Origin of the sequence: Citrobacter sp. wls829, from assembly GCF_005280825.1 — a bacterium.
GTDB classification, from domain to species: Bacteria; Pseudomonadota; Gammaproteobacteria; order Enterobacterales; family Enterobacteriaceae; genus Citrobacter; species Citrobacter gillenii.
Genome location: NZ_SZWP01000103.1, coordinates 27,522 through 42,039, shown reverse-complemented (window position 1 = coordinate 42,039; position 14,518 = coordinate 27,522). Strand labels below are relative to the sequence as shown.

16 protein-coding genes, 3 tRNA genes and 1 pseudogene are annotated in these 14,518 nt (G+C 49.8%); 3 read left to right on the top strand and 17 right to left on the bottom strand.

The genetic code is table 11. From position 1 onward, the window contains the following. Nucleotides 1-417: 417 nt before the first annotated feature. From FDW88_RS20060 to FDW88_RS20040, 4 genes are all read right to left on the bottom strand, one after another. Complete coding sequence (locus tag FDW88_RS20060; RefSeq protein WP_063135756.1) at nt 418-852, bottom strand: DUF2787 family protein; 435 nt, start codon at nt 850-852, stop codon at nt 418-420. Between the two features lie 93 nt (nt 853-945). Continuing rightward, entirely contained in the window at nt 946-1,455 is a 510-nt protein-coding gene (locus FDW88_RS20055; protein ID WP_137363227.1) for a hypothetical protein, read from the bottom strand. A 25-nt stretch (nt 1,456-1,480) separates the two neighbouring features. After that, nucleotides 1,481-1,852 carry a hypothetical protein gene (locus FDW88_RS20050; protein ID WP_227524228.1) on the bottom strand — a complete coding sequence of 124 codons (372 nt, stop codon included), beginning with the start codon at nt 1,850-1,852 and terminating at the stop codon, nt 1,481-1,483. 376 nt (nt 1,853-2,228) lie between these two features. Then, nucleotides 2,229-3,431, bottom strand: a complete 1,203-nt coding sequence (locus tag FDW88_RS20040) for a site-specific integrase (protein WP_137363225.1) — start codon at nt 3,429-3,431, stop codon at nt 2,229-2,231. Nucleotides 3,432-3,511: 80 nt separating this feature from the next. Here FDW88_RS20040 and FDW88_RS20035 point away from each other — a divergent pair, with 80 nt between their 5' ends. Then, nucleotides 3,512-4,252 (top strand): hypothetical protein, encoded by a 741-nt coding sequence (locus FDW88_RS20035; protein WP_137363224.1) that lies wholly within the window; start codon nt 3,512-3,514, stop codon nt 4,250-4,252. 241 nt (nt 4,253-4,493) lie between these two features. Here FDW88_RS20035 and FDW88_RS20025 read toward each other — a convergent pair. From FDW88_RS20025 to uvrY, 6 genes are all read right to left on the bottom strand, one after another. Further along, a tRNA-Leu gene (locus tag FDW88_RS20025) sits at nt 4,494-4,580 on the bottom strand. Nucleotides 4,581-4,592: 12 nt separating this feature from the next. Next, nucleotides 4,593-4,666, bottom strand: a tRNA-Cys gene (locus FDW88_RS20020). Nucleotides 4,667-4,718: 52 nt separating this feature from the next. Beyond that, nucleotides 4,719-4,794, bottom strand: a tRNA-Gly gene (locus tag FDW88_RS20015). 151 nt (nt 4,795-4,945) lie between these two features. Then, nucleotides 4,946-5,494, bottom strand: coding sequence for a CDP-diacylglycerol--glycerol-3-phosphate 3-phosphatidyltransferase (gene pgsA, locus FDW88_RS20010; RefSeq protein WP_096757488.1), 549 nt, complete (start codon nt 5,492-5,494; stop codon nt 4,946-4,948). Between the two features lie 55 nt (nt 5,495-5,549). Then, nucleotides 5,550-7,382 (bottom strand): excinuclease ABC subunit UvrC, encoded by a 1,833-nt coding sequence (gene uvrC / locus FDW88_RS20005; RefSeq protein WP_096757489.1) that lies wholly within the window; start codon nt 7,380-7,382, stop codon nt 5,550-5,552. Continuing rightward, nucleotides 7,379-8,035, bottom strand: a complete 657-nt coding sequence (gene uvrY, locus FDW88_RS20000; RefSeq protein ID WP_096757490.1) for a UvrY/SirA/GacA family response regulator transcription factor — start codon at nt 8,033-8,035, stop codon at nt 7,379-7,381. The genes uvrC and uvrY overlap by 4 nt, the downstream gene beginning before the upstream one ends. 358 nt (nt 8,036-8,393) lie before the next feature. On the opposite strand from uvrY, the pseudogene FDW88_RS22875 reads away from it, so the two are divergent. Next, nucleotides 8,394-8,507, top strand: a pseudogene (locus FDW88_RS22875) (hypothetical protein); the annotation flags it as partial. Further along, entirely contained in the window at nt 8,494-8,718 is a 225-nt protein-coding gene (locus FDW88_RS19995; RefSeq protein WP_096757491.1) for a DUF2594 family protein, read from the top strand. The pseudogene FDW88_RS22875 and the gene FDW88_RS19995, both read left to right, overlap by 14 nt. 66 nt (nt 8,719-8,784) lie before the next feature. On the opposite strand, the gene sdiA is transcribed toward FDW88_RS19995, so the two are convergent. The 7 genes from sdiA to FDW88_RS19960 form a co-directional block, all read right to left on the bottom strand. After that, nucleotides 8,785-9,507 (bottom strand): transcriptional regulator SdiA, encoded by a 723-nt coding sequence (gene sdiA, locus FDW88_RS19990; protein ID WP_137363222.1) that lies wholly within the window; start codon nt 9,505-9,507, stop codon nt 8,785-8,787. A 232-nt stretch (nt 9,508-9,739) separates the two neighbouring features. Continuing rightward, nucleotides 9,740-10,492, bottom strand: coding sequence for an L-cystine ABC transporter ATP-binding protein TcyN (tcyN, locus tag FDW88_RS19985; protein WP_096757493.1), 753 nt, complete (start codon nt 10,490-10,492; stop codon nt 9,740-9,742). Beyond that, nucleotides 10,489-11,157, bottom strand: a complete 669-nt coding sequence (tcyL, locus tag FDW88_RS19980; RefSeq protein WP_115258812.1) for a cystine ABC transporter permease — start codon at nt 11,155-11,157, stop codon at nt 10,489-10,491. Before tcyL ends, tcyN begins: the two co-directional genes overlap by 4 nt. 21 nt (nt 11,158-11,178) lie before the next feature. Continuing rightward, the gene (gene dcyD / locus FDW88_RS19975; RefSeq protein WP_117341908.1) at nt 11,179-12,165 is read right to left on the bottom strand and encodes a D-cysteine desulfhydrase; all 987 of its coding nucleotides are present in this window, start codon (nt 12,163-12,165) and stop codon (nt 11,179-11,181) included. A gap of 107 nt (nt 12,166-12,272) precedes the next feature. Next, nucleotides 12,273-13,073: a cystine ABC transporter substrate-binding protein gene (gene tcyJ, locus FDW88_RS19970; protein WP_096757496.1), complete on the bottom strand. Its 801-nt coding sequence runs from the start codon at nt 13,071-13,073 to the stop codon at nt 12,273-12,275. Nucleotides 13,074-13,173: 100 nt separating this feature from the next. Beyond that, entirely contained in the window at nt 13,174-13,725 is a 552-nt protein-coding gene (fliZ, locus tag FDW88_RS19965) for a flagella biosynthesis regulatory protein FliZ (protein WP_115258815.1), read from the bottom strand. Nucleotides 13,726-13,782: 57 nt separating this feature from the next. Continuing rightward, the gene (locus FDW88_RS19960; RefSeq protein ID WP_096757498.1) at nt 13,783-14,502 is read right to left on the bottom strand and encodes an RNA polymerase sigma factor FliA; all 720 of its coding nucleotides are present in this window, start codon (nt 14,500-14,502) and stop codon (nt 13,783-13,785) included. Between the last annotated feature and the right edge of the window lie 16 nt (nt 14,503-14,518).

Sequence of the window (14,518 nt, the reverse complement as noted above, 5' to 3'; positions counted from 1 at the left end):
AACACACCGGTTTTTCGGGGGGATTACCATGTCATCGACTGACAGGGTATTGCCCGTATAAAGCTGAAGTAAGATCCATCCCAGTCTCTCGGCTATTTTCTCGCCTCGTGTTCGGTGCATAGTCCGTACCTTTATGGATTTGAAATTAAGAACCCTCACTCACAATTGCGTCTAACCAACTGTAATATCGACATAATTTTAAGGGTGTAAAACGTCCGTTGGGGTAATGATTAACAGACATCCCCCTGATTGGTCATTTAGGGGGAATGTTGGTAAAACCACGAGGGATCTGAGATCCCCTGTGTCTGCACATGTTTATGCGAACGGTCCGGTACAACCAGTATCATCATCATGCTGCGATGTACTGCGCATGAAGAGGATTACAAAGATGCCCGTTTTCTTCCTGTTCATAACAGGTCAACAACTTTCCACAGTTACCGTTACCCGGTAAATCCCCATAGACAGGTAATCCATAAAATTACCCTCCCATAAGGACCAGAGTTCATTCCTCTCTGCCGCCAGTGAAATATCCCCAGCCAGATAATGGAAGACGTATTGACCTGACCAACAAAAGTCCATTTCCTTTTCCAGCTCCGGATAGACTCGTCCCATGTAACTAAAGTCTGTGACATAATCGAAATACCATTCGTTATCCTGGCGGATGAACCGCATTTCAACCGGATGAAATCCGCCGGATTCTGCACTGTAGTCCGGGTCACGAAAATTAATGACTACTGCCCTGACCGATGTTTGCTGAGATTGTTCTGCCAGAAGCGTAACGATGTGCTGCTGAAATAATTTAGTGACAGGCAGCGTTAATCCTGCCTGTTTTAGGGCATACTGTGTTTGCATAATAGATTTTCCTGAAAAAGGTGAGTAGAGATGTGTAGTGGTTTCTGGTTGTATAACAGTTCTGGTAAAGAATTAATTCTTCGCAATCCTTTCTCAATCGCCAACCTTACTGAGTGTTTTAAGACGCGCCCGCCAGTCAGCATATAAAACATGCGTAAACAACTTCTCAGGGTGCGCCTCAAGCAGACATATATCCGGGGAGCGTAAAACAGCGGCCAGGAAACCGGCATTATTGGCACTTGCCCCTTTAAAAAGGGTTCTGAATACACCAGATTTGAAGCCCGTTGTCGGTTGTACTTCGAGCACACTTTCAATCTTAGAAAGAGGGATCCAGTCTTTAGAAAACAATCCGCCGCTGCCATTTGCCAGGAGGCGCAGATAGAGATCATTATCTTTTTCAGACATTGCCAGTTGCCATGTCAGCATGCCACTGGCTTTAGGGCTGATTTTTTCCGCCTGACCTGATTCAATTAGCAGCTTATAACTCTCTTCAGGTAATATTTGGCCATCTTCAGTGATACCTTTTTCAATATCACTTAAATCATTATTTAACTCCAGCCCCTCGTGTTCATTATTATTTTTTCCCGACTTTGACTTTCTCATTTTCATCTCCTGGTTTTAATCTAATTTACAGACGGGATTCCGCCATAGACATTAATGTGTCAATCCCCTTCAAAGGGCATTCCGGATGAAATAGCAGATAAATACCATTTCCATTATCTTCTGTAATTGATAGCATCAAGTAATATTCATCTGTCAGATGGACCACGAACTCAGGGTTTGCAATTAAATGATGAATTACATCCAGTACGTGTCGTTTAATATCTTCGGGAACATCACCGGGTTCAATGTACATTAATGTTACACCCACCTCGCCCCAAAAATTCATTGCGGAAAGTTCATCATCAAATGGAAGTATCAGTTCTTTTCTCAAGACAGTCATAACTGAATCGGGAAGAAGGAGCGACGGCAGGTCTTGCCAGTTCGAGATAAATTTCATTGAATAATCCTCATAAACAAAAAACCCGATACGTTTTAAGTATCGGGGTTACATAGACAGGGTAAAGAATCTGGAATTGCCTTCAGTGGTCATCTATATTCTTTCATAATATCCACAATCCTTGCAGATAAGCACTGGCGCATTATTTCTTTCACGCTGTTCAAGGAATCCAAATAGACGCTGTATCGCCCTGATGATTTCTTTAAGCAATTCTGGTAATTGCTCCAGGCTAATATAACCGGATGTCGATGTCAGAAACCGGTCATCGCGAGTCACCTTTGCTATATTTCCGGCAGTTTCTGTGACTGTATTCCGACTACCGCACTTAGGACACGTTAACGGCATAATCACTCTCCACGTTTAAGAGATGCAAAAATCACTGTTCTTTACTGGTAGCTACGGGGGGTAAAAGAAGGTCGGTAACACCCTGCCCGGTCTGACGCATTCGCTCTGGTGTCAGTTTTGCGTAGCGCTCCGTACTCTGAATACTGGCATGCGCCAGCTGGGCTTTAACGTCATACAGACTGTACTGACCGCTGGAGACAAGTAATGATGCGACAGAATGGCGCGTGGTGTGGAAACAGACTTCACTTTTATCTATCCCGCACTCTGCCAGTATTTTTTCATAGGCCCACCGGGGTTCAGATATCGGTTTTCCATTGTCCTTTATGGCGAACAGATAGGGATTACTGCCAGCCCGTGGGATCGAATCAATAATTGATAATGCGGCTTCGCTAAGATATACAGTCCGGCTGCGACCATTCTTTGTATAAGGAATAAACAAGGACCTGTTATCCCGATCAACATGTTTGTGCATGACGTTAAGCATTTCTGATTTGCGGGTACCGGTTAACAACAGCATCGCTATCAGTCCCCCGGCAGCTTTATTGGGGTATCGAGACGCAGCATCAAGGATCCTTCTGATCTCATCAGCGTCAAAAAAGCGCGTCCGCTGATTATTCTCCTTCAGCAAAGGGATCTTATCGGCTTCATTCTTCTCTAAGACATCCTGTCGTAGCGCATAACGCCCCATAGTTTTCAGAATAGCCAGTGCCCTGTTACAGGTTGACGATGCATACTGCTGGCCGTGAATACGACCCTCAAGCATGTCGAAAAGCACCTGCTGGATTTCCCGGGCCCGAAGGTCACAGTAACGTATCTTCCCCAGACGAGGTTCAATGTATTGCGTGAAACGCTGAACATCCTTATCCCAGGACTTTTTATGGCGCTTGATGAACGGAACATAGGTCTGGTGAAAAAACTCACTAAGCGTTGGCATAGCACGATAATTATCGCGTTCTGCCTTAGGGTCATTTCCCAGTGCAATCGCCTCCTTGTGACGACGAGCTATCTGACGGGCTGTCCCCACATCAATTTCAGGGAATCTGCCAATACTGATACTTTTTTTGGTACCGTGGAATGTGTAGCGCAGGAGGAAACGTTTGTTACCCGTTCGACCTGAGAGGCATTTGAGGCCAATGACCTCGGTATCAGATACCTCAAGCTCTGTAGATCGGGTATCTGTGTTTGCCGGAAGGGCTTTGATGGATGAATTGGTGAATCGGAAGGATTTTTGCATATTTATCCTCATATATCTGATTGATATCATGAAAATAATATATATCTGAAGGTGTTTTTATTACGGGGCAGGATTGAAGAATGGAAAGGCTATTAGACGCGTACAAACGGATATTGCAGGAAGTTGACGCCCAGTCATTTAACCTGAATGAGGATAAATACTCAGGCGTCTTTTTACCCGTGCCCTTTGAAGAATACTGGCACTCACCGGTAAAAATCATGCTGGTTGGACGTGAAACTGCTGGCTGGAATACGCTGAATGGTAAGAATACGATATCACGGATGCTGGGACTTATACCTCACGTCACCATCGGGCAGGTGGTTGAAGAGGCTGTAGATCGTTACAGGAAACATCTTCCGGTACAAAATGATGGTACCGCAAACCTCAAATCACGTAGCCGCTTCACGCAGTATCATTTCCGGCTGGCCCGGGAGCTTAATATTCCTCCTCAGGCTATCGTGTATGCCAATCTACTGGCGTGGGATTACGATGGGCTGACCCCTCTCAATCGCCCTCAAAATGAAGTGCAGGAAGTCATATTAGCCTCACTGAAACTGCTGGCGGTACAAATTAAACACCTTGAGCCTGATTTCATCATATTTGCATCCGGAGCCCGGAGAACTGACTACTTCATAAAACAGGTGCTTACTGAGCTAGGCGGCTATGAGACTTCTTCAGTCATTCCGGGTAAGCTATGGGAGTTCAAAACAGGTAATACAATCTGTTTCAGAATTGCCCATCCAAGGGCTATGCGCGGACACCAGAAGTACAGAGATGAGGTGATTGCACGAATTAAGCAACTTTGTACTCAGGATGGCTAGAGCATTACAGCTTTCTCAGCTGGCCCCCCTTCCCGGAAGAGTACCGGAAAACAAGCAAAGCGGCCTGGTTCTCTATGCTGGAGGCGACACGTTCGATTCGGCATTGCCAGGCTGGAGATTGCAGCTCATTGCACCCCGTGAGCACAGGATATGCACAGGGCGTGAATTTCAGGCACAAAAAAACCACCCGTAGGTGGTTTCACGACACTGCTTATTGCTTTGATTATTCTTTTCTTTCCCATGGTGCCCGGAGTGGGACTTGAACCCACACAGCCTTACAGCCGAGGGATTTTAAATCCCTTGTGTCTACCGATTTCACCATCCGGGCTCGGGAAGAAATTGGAGGCGCGTTCCGGAGTCGAACCGGACTAGACGGATTTGCAATCCGCTACATAACCGCTTTGCTAACGCGCCGAAATCTTCAGGCTTTTCAGCCAACACCCGCATATTGCCGATGTTTTAAATTTGGAGCGGGAAACGAGACTCGAACTCGCGACCCCGACCTTGGCAAGGTCGTGCTCTACCAACTGAGCTATTCCCGCATCACCAAGTAACTTTGTTAATCACTTGATTTTACTATCGTCTGGCAATCTGTGCTGCCGTTCGATGCGTTGCATTCTACTTACCTGACGCACTGAGTCAACGATATTTTTCACCACTTTCGATCGTTTGCTGAAATTTGCGTCGAAACGATCACTGATCAAGCAAATCTCCACGTGCAGCTCTCAAATACTGGAACATTGACCACAATGTCAGTATCGCAGCAACGAAGAAAAGCGCGATCCCGGCGTATTCAACCCAGATATTTGGCCGCCACAGTAACCACGCCAGAGCCGCCATTTGTGAGGCGGTTTTGACTTTACCGATCCATGACACGGCTACGCTGTTGCGTTTCCCCAGCTCGGCCATCCATTCGCGCAGTGCTGAAATGATAATTTCACGGGCGATCATCGTCGCAGCAGGTAATGTTACCCACCAGCTGTGGTAGTGCTCCGCCACCAGCACCATGGCGATAGCCACCAGCACTTTATCGGCGACCGGATCGAGGAAGGCACCAAAACGCGTACTTTGGTTCCAGCGGCGTGCCAGAAATCCGTCAAACCAGTCGGTAACCGCCGCGATACAGAAGATCAGCGCACTAACAAAGGGAGCCCAGGTAAATGGCAGATAAAACGCCAATACAAAGAATGGGATCAGAATGACGCGAAACAGCGTGAGCAATGTAGGGATATTAAATTGCATATGACGGATAACTATCTGTTGTCAGTGAAATTACCCCTATGTTGCTACAGAGGGCCTAATGTTTCAACGAGTAGAAGATCTTTTCTGCCAGACCTTGCGAAATACCCGGCACTTTTGCAATTTCTTCGACACTTGCGTTACGAAGCCCTTGCAAACCGCCCATGTACTTTAGCAGCATCTGTCGACGTTTTGGTCCAACGCCCTCAATGGTTTCCAGGGTACTGGTGCTTTTCACCTTCGCCCGTTTTTTACGGTGTCCGCTGATAGCGTGATCGTGTGATTCATCGCGAATATGTTGAATCACGTGCAGCGCAGGCGAATCTGGCGGCAAGCTGAACCCCTCACCTTCCGGTTCAAAGAACAACGTTTCCAGGCCAGCTTTACGATCCGCCCCTTTTGCCACGCCAAGCAGGAGCGGATGGCTTTTATCCCAGGGCACATCCAATTCAGCAAATACCGCTTTCGCCTGCCCCAGTTGACCTTTGCCACCGTCGATCAAAATAACGTCCGGGATCTTACTTGCTTCAATCGCCTTGCCATAACGGCGGCGCAGCACCTGATTCATCGCCGCGTAATCATCGCCGGGGGTAATGCCGGTAATATTATAGCGGCGGTATTCAGCTCGTAGCGGTCCATTAGCATCGAAAACCACGCAGGAGGCTACCGTCTGCTCGCCCATGGTATGGCTGATGTCGAAGCACTCCATACGTTTAACCGCCGGTAGCTTCAGTACCGATGCCAGCGCCGTCAAACGTTGTGTAATGGTGGACTGCTGAGACAGTTTGGTGGTCAGCGCCGTTGCAGCATTGGTACGCGCCAGCTTTAGGTAGCGCGCACGATCGCCACGCGGCTTCGTCTGGACGTTAATCCGCCGCCCGGCGAGCTCAGACAACGAGTCGGCCAGCAGCGTTTTATCGCTCAGATTAAAATCGAGCAGGATCTCGCCAGGCAAGGTGCGCATCTGACTGCCCTGTAAATAAAACTGTCCGACAAAGGTCTCGACCACTTCGCCCAGTTCCGTTCCCCCCGGTACTTTAGGAAAATAGCTGCGGCTACCCAGCACTTTTCCCTGACGGATAAACAAAACATGCACGCAGGCCATCCCGGCATCAAACGCCACGCCGATAACGTCAAGGTCATCCCCGGTGTTGGAAACAAACTGTTTTTCGGTGACACGACGGACGGCCTGAATTTGGTCGCGAATACGCGCGGCCTCTTCAAATTCCAGATTCTGACTGGCCTTTTCCATCCGGGCGATCAATTGCGTTAACACCTGATCATCTTTGCCGGACAAGAACAAGCGGACGTAGTCAACCTGCTGCGCATACTCGTCTTCGCTCACCAGACCGGCGACGCAGGGACCGAGACAGCGGCCAATCTGATATTGCAGACAAGGGCGCGAGCGGTTGCGGTAGACACTGTTTTCGCACTGACGAATTGGGAAAATTTTCTGCAGCAGTGCCAACGTTTCACGCACGGCATAGCCGTTAGGGAATGGACCGAAGTATTCGCCTTTGGCATGCTTCGCCCCACGATGCATCGCCAGGCGCGGGTGGGTATCACCGCTAAGGAAGATAAAGGGGTAAGACTTATCATCGCGTAACAGCACGTTGTAGCGCGGCTGGTACAGCTTGATGTAGTTATGCTCAAGCAACAACGCTTCGGTTTCAGTATGCGTCACCGTCACATCAATCTGCTGAATAAGCGCCACCAGCGCTTCAGTTTTACGCGACGCGAGGTTGCTGCGGAAGTAGCTGGAAAGCCGCTTTTTCAGATCCTTAGCTTTACCGACATAGATAACCGTCCCGGCGGCATCGTACATACGATAAACGCCGGGCTGGCTGGTGACGGTTTTCAGGAACGCTTTGGCATCAAACTGTTCGGTCACTGGCTTGTTAACGTCTCCGCATTACACAGGCCATGGCGAATTGCCAGGTGAGTCAGCTCTACGTCGCCGTGAATGTTTAATTTACTGAACATTCGATAGCGATAGCTGTTCACCGTTTTCGGACTGAGATTCAGCTGCTCCGAGATCTCATTGACCTTCTGGCCTTTGGTGATCATCAGCATAATCTGCAACTCGCGTTCAGACAAACTGGCAAACGGTGTTTCCGTTTTCTCCGGCTCAATTTGGCTGAGCGCCATCTGTTGAGCGATATCAGAAGCAATATAGCGCTGTCCGGAATAGACGGAGCGAATGGCGCTAACCACTTCCTGAGGTGCAGCGCCCTTGCTCAGATAACCTGCGGCCCCGGCCTGCATGACTTTTGCGGGCAATGGGTTTTCAGTATGAACGGTCAACATGATCACTTTTATGTCAGCCGTAGAACGCGCAATTTTACGTGTTGCTTCAAGCCCACCAATACCGGGCATATTCATGTCCATCAGCACGACGTCGGCGGAATTTGAGCGACACCATTTCACAGCATCTTCGCCGCAGCACGCTTCGCCGACAACTTTAATGCCTTTTATATCTTCAAGAATGCGTCGTATCCCTGCGCGCACCAGTTCATGGTCATCAACAAGAAAAACGTTGATCAAAGGAATATCTCCAGAATAGGGATAACGCTACCGATAGTTAATCGGTCCTATGTTAACGGGTTTTATCTCAACTTTGAAATGTAAAAAACATCCGTCTTCCGATTTTGCTCTCGTTTTTGGAAATTAGATTGTACGCCGCGTGGAAACATTCACTGCTGACGGCGTTCTGCCGGGGTTATATACGAATCGCTGTTTCAAAATGGTGACAAAAAAATCATATTCTTCAGTTGAATGCTAAATAGGCGGGCAAAGTTGTAACAACAATTAACGAGTAAAAAACTCGAAATATACAAAGAATGGAGAAAATATATGCACTGCAACATCTTGTTTATTTTAATGTCGCGGTTAATGTTTGTGCGAAAAACAGCCACTGATATTTTTAGCCGCGCTTATGGTATACTCCGCCGCCTTAACATTTGCCATCGCACTTTTTCATAGAGACATAACGAGGAAAATAAATGAGTACGCCTGATTTTTCCACTGCTGAGAATAATCAAGAACTGGCTAACGAAGTCACCTGCCTGAAAGCCATGTTAACGCTGATGCTGCAGGCAATGGGACAAGCCGATGCAGGCCGCGTGATTCTTAAGATGGAAAAACAGATCGCGCAGATTGAAGATCAATCCCAGGCTGCGGTATTTTCCAACACTGTTAAACAAATTAAACAGGCCTACCGCCAGTAATAAGAAACCGGCTGATAGCATTGCAATCAGCCGGTTTTGCGTCTGACACTCAGAACGACAACTTATTCAGATAAGCCCGGTCGCTGCAGCATAGCAGGCAATCTGCGTTTTGTTTGGTGCGTTAAACTTCTTCTGCATATTCTTCTGATGGAAGTTCACGGTATTTTCAGAAATCGACAGGATCATCGCTATTTCTGCCGACGTTTTTCCCTCTGCGGTCCATTTCAGTATTTCTTTCTCCCGTTTACTAAACCGCATCTCTGGCGCCATCACCATATCATCTTCCAGACGCGTCAGAACGGAGAGACTCTCCCTTACCAGCAATTGCATTCTGAGTTCCACTTCATCCTGCGCAAAGCGGCCATTACGCACGCTCGCACACGAGACAGAAAGAAAGCCCTGCGCCCGGTTCGGCAGCATTAAGCATTGCGTCATCCCCTTGCGTAAACCGTGATTACGCGCCGCATCCCAAAGCGGTTGTGCATCGCGAAATAAGGTATCGTCCCAGGGAAGATGGCCCTGCCTGAAGTTTTCTGGTTTAAGCACGGGGTCAATCGCGAGATAATTTTCGGACTGATAATGTGCCACCCACGCTTTGGGGTAGGTTGTATGAAGCGCCGTCTTAGGTCGGGTAAACGGCACGGGGTGACGAACACAGAGAGAGTAAAAATCGAACTCCAGATGCTGTGTCTGATGTTGTAGTTCGTTATAGACGTCATCTGCCGTCGCCATTTCCTGAAAGCGTAACAGCATGCTCCGTCGCCAGGTGAAGAAATCGTGATCCTGCATACTAAGTGGTCATGTCCCTGAGATTGATAATCATCACAAATGAGAATGAAACAAACTAACACATAAATGTATTTTATATATGCAGATTATCGGACAAGAATGGATTTACTTGAGTATTACGCATAATCAGAGCAGGTTGATGCGACGCAGCGTTAATAATAAAGCAGTAATAATAAATAGTTATGCGGCTTGTGCTCACCAAAAATCTATTTCGGTGAGCACCGTAGGGTTATTATTGCATTAAGAATTTTTCCAGAAACTGACGCGTTCTCGGTTGTTGGGGCGCGGTAAACAGCGATTTTGCGGGTCCCTGCTCGACAATGCGCCCCTGATCCATAAATATCGCCCGGTCAGCAACGTCGCGCGCAAAGCTCATTTCATGCGTCACAATCACCATGGTGCGTTTTTCCTGCGCCAGTTGACGAATGGTATTCAGCACCTCGCCAACCAGTTCAGGATCGAGTGCTGACGTTGGTTCATCAAACAGGATCACCTCCGGGCGCATGGCCAACGCCCGGGCAATTGCCACGCGCTGCTGCTGTCCACCGGATAACCGACGCGGATAGCTGGTCTCTTTACCCGCCAGGCCCACCTTTGCCAGCAACTCACGTGCGCGCGCCGTTGCTTCGGCTTTCGGCTCTCCCTTCACAATCACCGGACCTTCTATAATGTTTTCCAGCACCGTACGGTGAGGAAACAAATTAAAGTTCTGGAACACAAACCCCACATGCTGGCGCAGCTGACGAATCAACCCTTTCTGCTGATTGAGTGAACGCGCCGTATCAATGGTAATGTCACCGACTTTAATCGTGCCCGCCTCAGGCTGTTCCAGCAGATTAATACTGCGCAACAACGTGGTTTTCCCTGAGCCGCTAGGCCCGATAATCGCCACAACTTCACCGGGTTTTACCTCAAGATCGATACCGTGCAGCACCGTTTGCCCGTGAAATTTTTTCACCAGGTTTCTGACTTCGATCGCACTCATTTCGGCTCTCTCTCCTGGCGGTTCAGTTGTTCTTCAAAATAGTTCTGCAGTGCGGACAACACTGTCGCCATTACCCAGTAAATCAGCGAGGCCGCCAGATACATGGTGAACACTTCCAGCGTGCGTGAGGTGATCAGCTGCGCCTGACGGAACAGTTCCGGTACCTGGATTGTCGCCGCCAGCGAGGTGTCTTTCACCAGGCTGATAAAGCTGTTGCTCAACGGCGGCAAAGCCACGCGCGCCGCCTGCGGCAGGATCGCCCGCCGCATGGTCTGCCAGCGCGTCATACCAATACTGGCGCCCGCCTCCCACTGACCTTTATCAATCGAGGAGATAGCCGCACGCAGCGTTTCAGCCGCATACGCTGCGGTGTTCAGCGACAAACCAATCATCGCCGCCGGGATCGGGTCCAGCTCAATGCCAAACTGCGGCAGACCGTAGTAGATCATAAACAGTTGGGCGATCAGCGGCGTGCCGCGAAAAATAGAAATATAGACGCGCGCCAGCCAACGCACCGGCAGCAGCGGCGACAGGCGCATCAGAGCGAGGATAAACCCCAGCACCAGACCAAAGAACATCCCACCGATACTCAGCTGCAGCGTAAATACCGCGCCTTTAAGCAGGAAGGGCAGTGAATCAATCACCAGTTGAATACTTTCTTGCATTAGCGTTTTTCTACCTTGCCGTTACACGTGAGGATGGTAGGCAAACAGCGCAGGCGCCCCACCGGTATGAATAAACAGGACCGGACCTTCATCCTTGAAGCGCTTCTGGCTGATACCGTCGATCAGGCCCGCCATCGCTTTGCCGGTATACACCGGATCCAGCAAGATGCCTTCCAGACGCGCCAGCAGTTTCACCGCTTCCATGCCCTCTTCGTTTGGCGTGCCGTAACCCGGCGCATAATAGTCATCCCATAACAGAATATCCGCCGAGGTGGTCAGTTCCAGTTCACGAGCCACGTCCTGCTGCAGGGTCACCACTTTTGGCTTTTGATCGGCGACGCTGCGCGAAACGGTCACCCCTATCAGCTCGACGTTGGGCATCAGCTGTTCCAGCCCCACCGCCAGACCCGCATGGGTGCCCGCGCTGCCTGAAGCAACCACCACAGAGGACAGCGCTACCGCGCCCTCGCACTGCTGGGCAATTTCCAGCGCACTTTCAACATAGCCCAACGCACCCAGCACATTCGACCCGCCGACCGGGATCACATACGGTCGGAACCCTTGCGCTTCAATCCGCGTAGCCAGCGCCTGAAGTTGTGCATTCGGGTCGGTCAGCGCGTCGCACATTTCAACCTGGGTATTAAACAGATCTAACAACAGACGGTTACCGTTGCTGAGATAGTTTTCCGCCGTGGTGCCAATCGGGTTTTCCAGCAGCGCCACGCAGTGCAGCCCGAGCTTTGCCGCCACCGCCGCCGTCTGGCGCACGTGGTTCGACTGAATGGCCCCGGCGGTAATCAGCGTGTCGGCCCCTTCGCGCAGCGCATCTGCCGCCAGGAACTCCAGCTTGCGCAGCTTATTGCCGCCCATCGCCATTGGCGTGACATCATCGCGTTTAATAAAAATGTCGCGTCCGAGATAATCAGAGAAGCGCGGGAGATATTCGAGCGGCGTTGGCGCGCCAATAAATTCCAGACGTGGAAAGCGCGTTAAATTATGCAGCGGCATACAGCCTCCGGTATTCGTTGTTGTGATGTTCTTTTTATTATGCACGTTCAGGCGCAATGAAATAAAAAAAGGCGCTGTTAAAGGCGCCTTTTTTATTCGGATGACGATTATTTCGTCACATCCGCCCCAAACCATTTTTCAGACAGGGCTTTCAGGGTACCGTCTTTCTGCATCTCTGCAATGGCGGCATCGACCGCTTTCAGCAGATCGTCATTACCTTTACGCAGCGCCACGCCGGATGCCTGGCGGGAGAAGGCTTCACCGGTCACTGCCAGCGTGTCTTTGGTTTTCTTCACCAGATCCAACGCGGCCAGACGATCAACCAGAATCGCATCGATACGACCGACGCGCAGATCCTGATATTTGGTCGGGTCATCATCATAAGTACGGATATCGACGCCCTGCACGTTCTGGCGCAGCCACTCTTCGTAGTTAGTACCCAGACCGACACCGACTTTTTTACCTTTCAGGTCAGCCGCGGTTTTAATCACGCCTTCGTTGCCTTTTTTCACCAGCGCCTGGATACCAGAGACCGTATACGGGGTAGAGAAATCGTATTTTTTCTGACGTTCGTCAGAGATGGTCACCTGGTTTATTACCACATCAATACGTTTGGAGTCTAAAGAAGCCAGCATGCCATCCCACTTGGTCGGCTTCAGCGTCGCTTTCACCCCGAGATGTTTAGCCAGTTCTTCGGCAAATTCGACCTCAAAACCGGTCAGCTTGCCGTCATCACCCTGAAAACTAAACGGGGGATAGGTCCCTTCGAGACCAACCAACAGCGTACCGCGCTCTTTCACTTTATTTAACAGACCTTCGTCCGCAAAGGTTTTAGCGCTCATACCGGCGACAAGTGCCACAGCCATTACACCCATCAGAGCCTGACGTCCCAGACGTGCTAATTTCATAGTTACCCCGAATATTGTCATTAGTGACTATCATTTATGACCGTAGTGTAGAGCGTTTACCGCTATTTACAAACACGACTCCGTTACACCTTATTCGTTTTTAATATATATCAGAACTGGCTGTCCAGGATGATTTCTGCATCTGGCCCACAGGTGCATGCGCTTTGAACTGCTCATACTTGCGCAGCGCAATGCGGTAATTATTGGTGCTGGTCTCCGGCAGCCACGGGGCGAGGTTTTCGTCGAGGAAGCCTTCCTGCAGCAGGTCATGAGAGATGTTCTGTTCGGTCAGATGATTACCGAGACGGCGCAGGCGAACCACATATTCGCGCACCGTGCCGTGGCTCATTTCGGTTTGTTCAAACAAAAACTGTTTAAACCCGATAATGTCAAAAAAGTCGCTTTGTTCTTTGCAGTGTAAATCACCGCAGAAACGGCATAATGCCACCCACTCTTTTTTCTCCTGCTCCCAGGCGGCGGCGTCCAGTAACGTATCCAGCCGGGCAATAGCGATTTTATTCACAATCTGGCCGCGGCGGACCAGCGTGATCCTGTCGAGCAACTTATAGCAATGGGCGCAATGCGTCTGGCTGTGTTTGAAATCTTTGAGGTAGCGGCTTAGAGGCCGTCTTTTTGATTGCTGCACCGTCATGAGAACTCCTGGTAGTCAATTCGTTATGCGGCATTGTTCAGGGGTAATGATTACCCCCTATAGCTTACCCAGCTTGGTGCGTAGACGTTTGATGGCCTGACTGTGCAACTGGCTAACCCGTGACTCACCGACTTCCAGAACAGCACCAATCTCTTTCAGATTCAGCTCTTCCTGGTAATACAGCGTCAGCACCAGCTTTTCACGCTCCGGCAATGCGTCAATCGCATCCATCACGCGCTGGCGTAAATTGCCATCAAGCAGCTGCTGTAACGGGTTTTCTTGCTGATTTTCTTCCGTCACCAGCTCAATACTATCGCCATGCTCTTCCCGCCACTCGTCGTAGGAGAAGAGTTGGCTGTTATTGGTATCAAGCAACATCTGACGATACTCTTGCACAGGAATAGCCAGACGCTCCGCCACTTCGGTTTCCGTCGCGTTACGCCCGAGTTCCTGCTCCAGTTGTCCCATCGCCTGTGCCACTTCGCGGGCATTGCGCCGAACGCTACGCGGCACCCAATCCCGGCTGCGTAGTTCATCCAGCATAGCCCCACGAATACGCTGCACTGCGTAAGTGGTAAATGCCGTTCCTTGCAAAGCGTCATATCGGTCAACTGCATTCAATAACCCGATGCCGCCCGCTTGTAGCAGGTCATCCAGTTCTACGCTCGCCGGCAAGCGCACCTGAAGGCGCAATGCTTCGTGACGCACCAACGGTACATAACGCTGCCACAGCGAGTGTTTATCCATTACACCTTCAGCGGTATACAGTGAATTCACGATAAACAGCCCTGCG

Coding starts and splice junctions, on each gene's coding strand:
- FDW88_RS20060 (WP_063135756.1), bottom strand. CDS start 852: ATGCAAACACAGTATGCCCTAAAACAGGCAGGATTAACGCTGCCTGTC.
- FDW88_RS20055 (WP_137363227.1), bottom strand. CDS start 1,455: ATGAGAAAGTCAAAGTCGGGAAAAAATAATAATGAACACGAGGGGCTG.
- FDW88_RS20050 (WP_227524228.1), bottom strand. CDS start 1,852: ATGAAATTTATCTCGAACTGGCAAGACCTGCCGTCGCTCCTTCTTCCC.
- FDW88_RS20040 (WP_137363225.1), bottom strand. CDS start 3,431: ATGCAAAAATCCTTCCGATTCACCAATTCATCCATCAAAGCCCTTCCG.
- FDW88_RS20035 (WP_137363224.1), top strand. CDS start 3,512: ATGGAAAGGCTATTAGACGCGTACAAACGGATATTGCAGGAAGTTGAC.
- pgsA (WP_096757488.1), bottom strand. CDS start 5,494: ATGCAATTTAATATCCCTACATTGCTCACGCTGTTTCGCGTCATTCTG.
- FDW88_RS19995 (WP_096757491.1), top strand. CDS start 8,494: ATGAGTACGCCTGATTTTTCCACTGCTGAGAATAATCAAGAACTGGCT.
- sdiA (WP_137363222.1), bottom strand. CDS start 9,507: ATGCAGGATCACGATTTCTTCACCTGGCGACGGAGCATGCTGTTACGC.
- tcyN (WP_096757493.1), bottom strand. CDS start 10,492: ATGAGTGCGATCGAAGTCAGAAACCTGGTGAAAAAATTTCACGGGCAA.
- tcyL (WP_115258812.1), bottom strand. CDS start 11,157: ATGCAAGAAAGTATTCAACTGGTGATTGATTCACTGCCCTTCCTGCTT.
- dcyD (WP_117341908.1), bottom strand. CDS start 12,165: ATGCCGCTGCATAATTTAACGCGCTTTCCACGTCTGGAATTTATTGGC.
- tcyJ (WP_096757496.1), bottom strand. CDS start 13,073: ATGAAATTAGCACGTCTGGGACGTCAGGCTCTGATGGGTGTAATGGCT.
- fliZ (WP_115258815.1), bottom strand. CDS start 13,725: ATGACGGTGCAGCAATCAAAAAGACGGCCTCTAAGCCGCTACCTCAAA.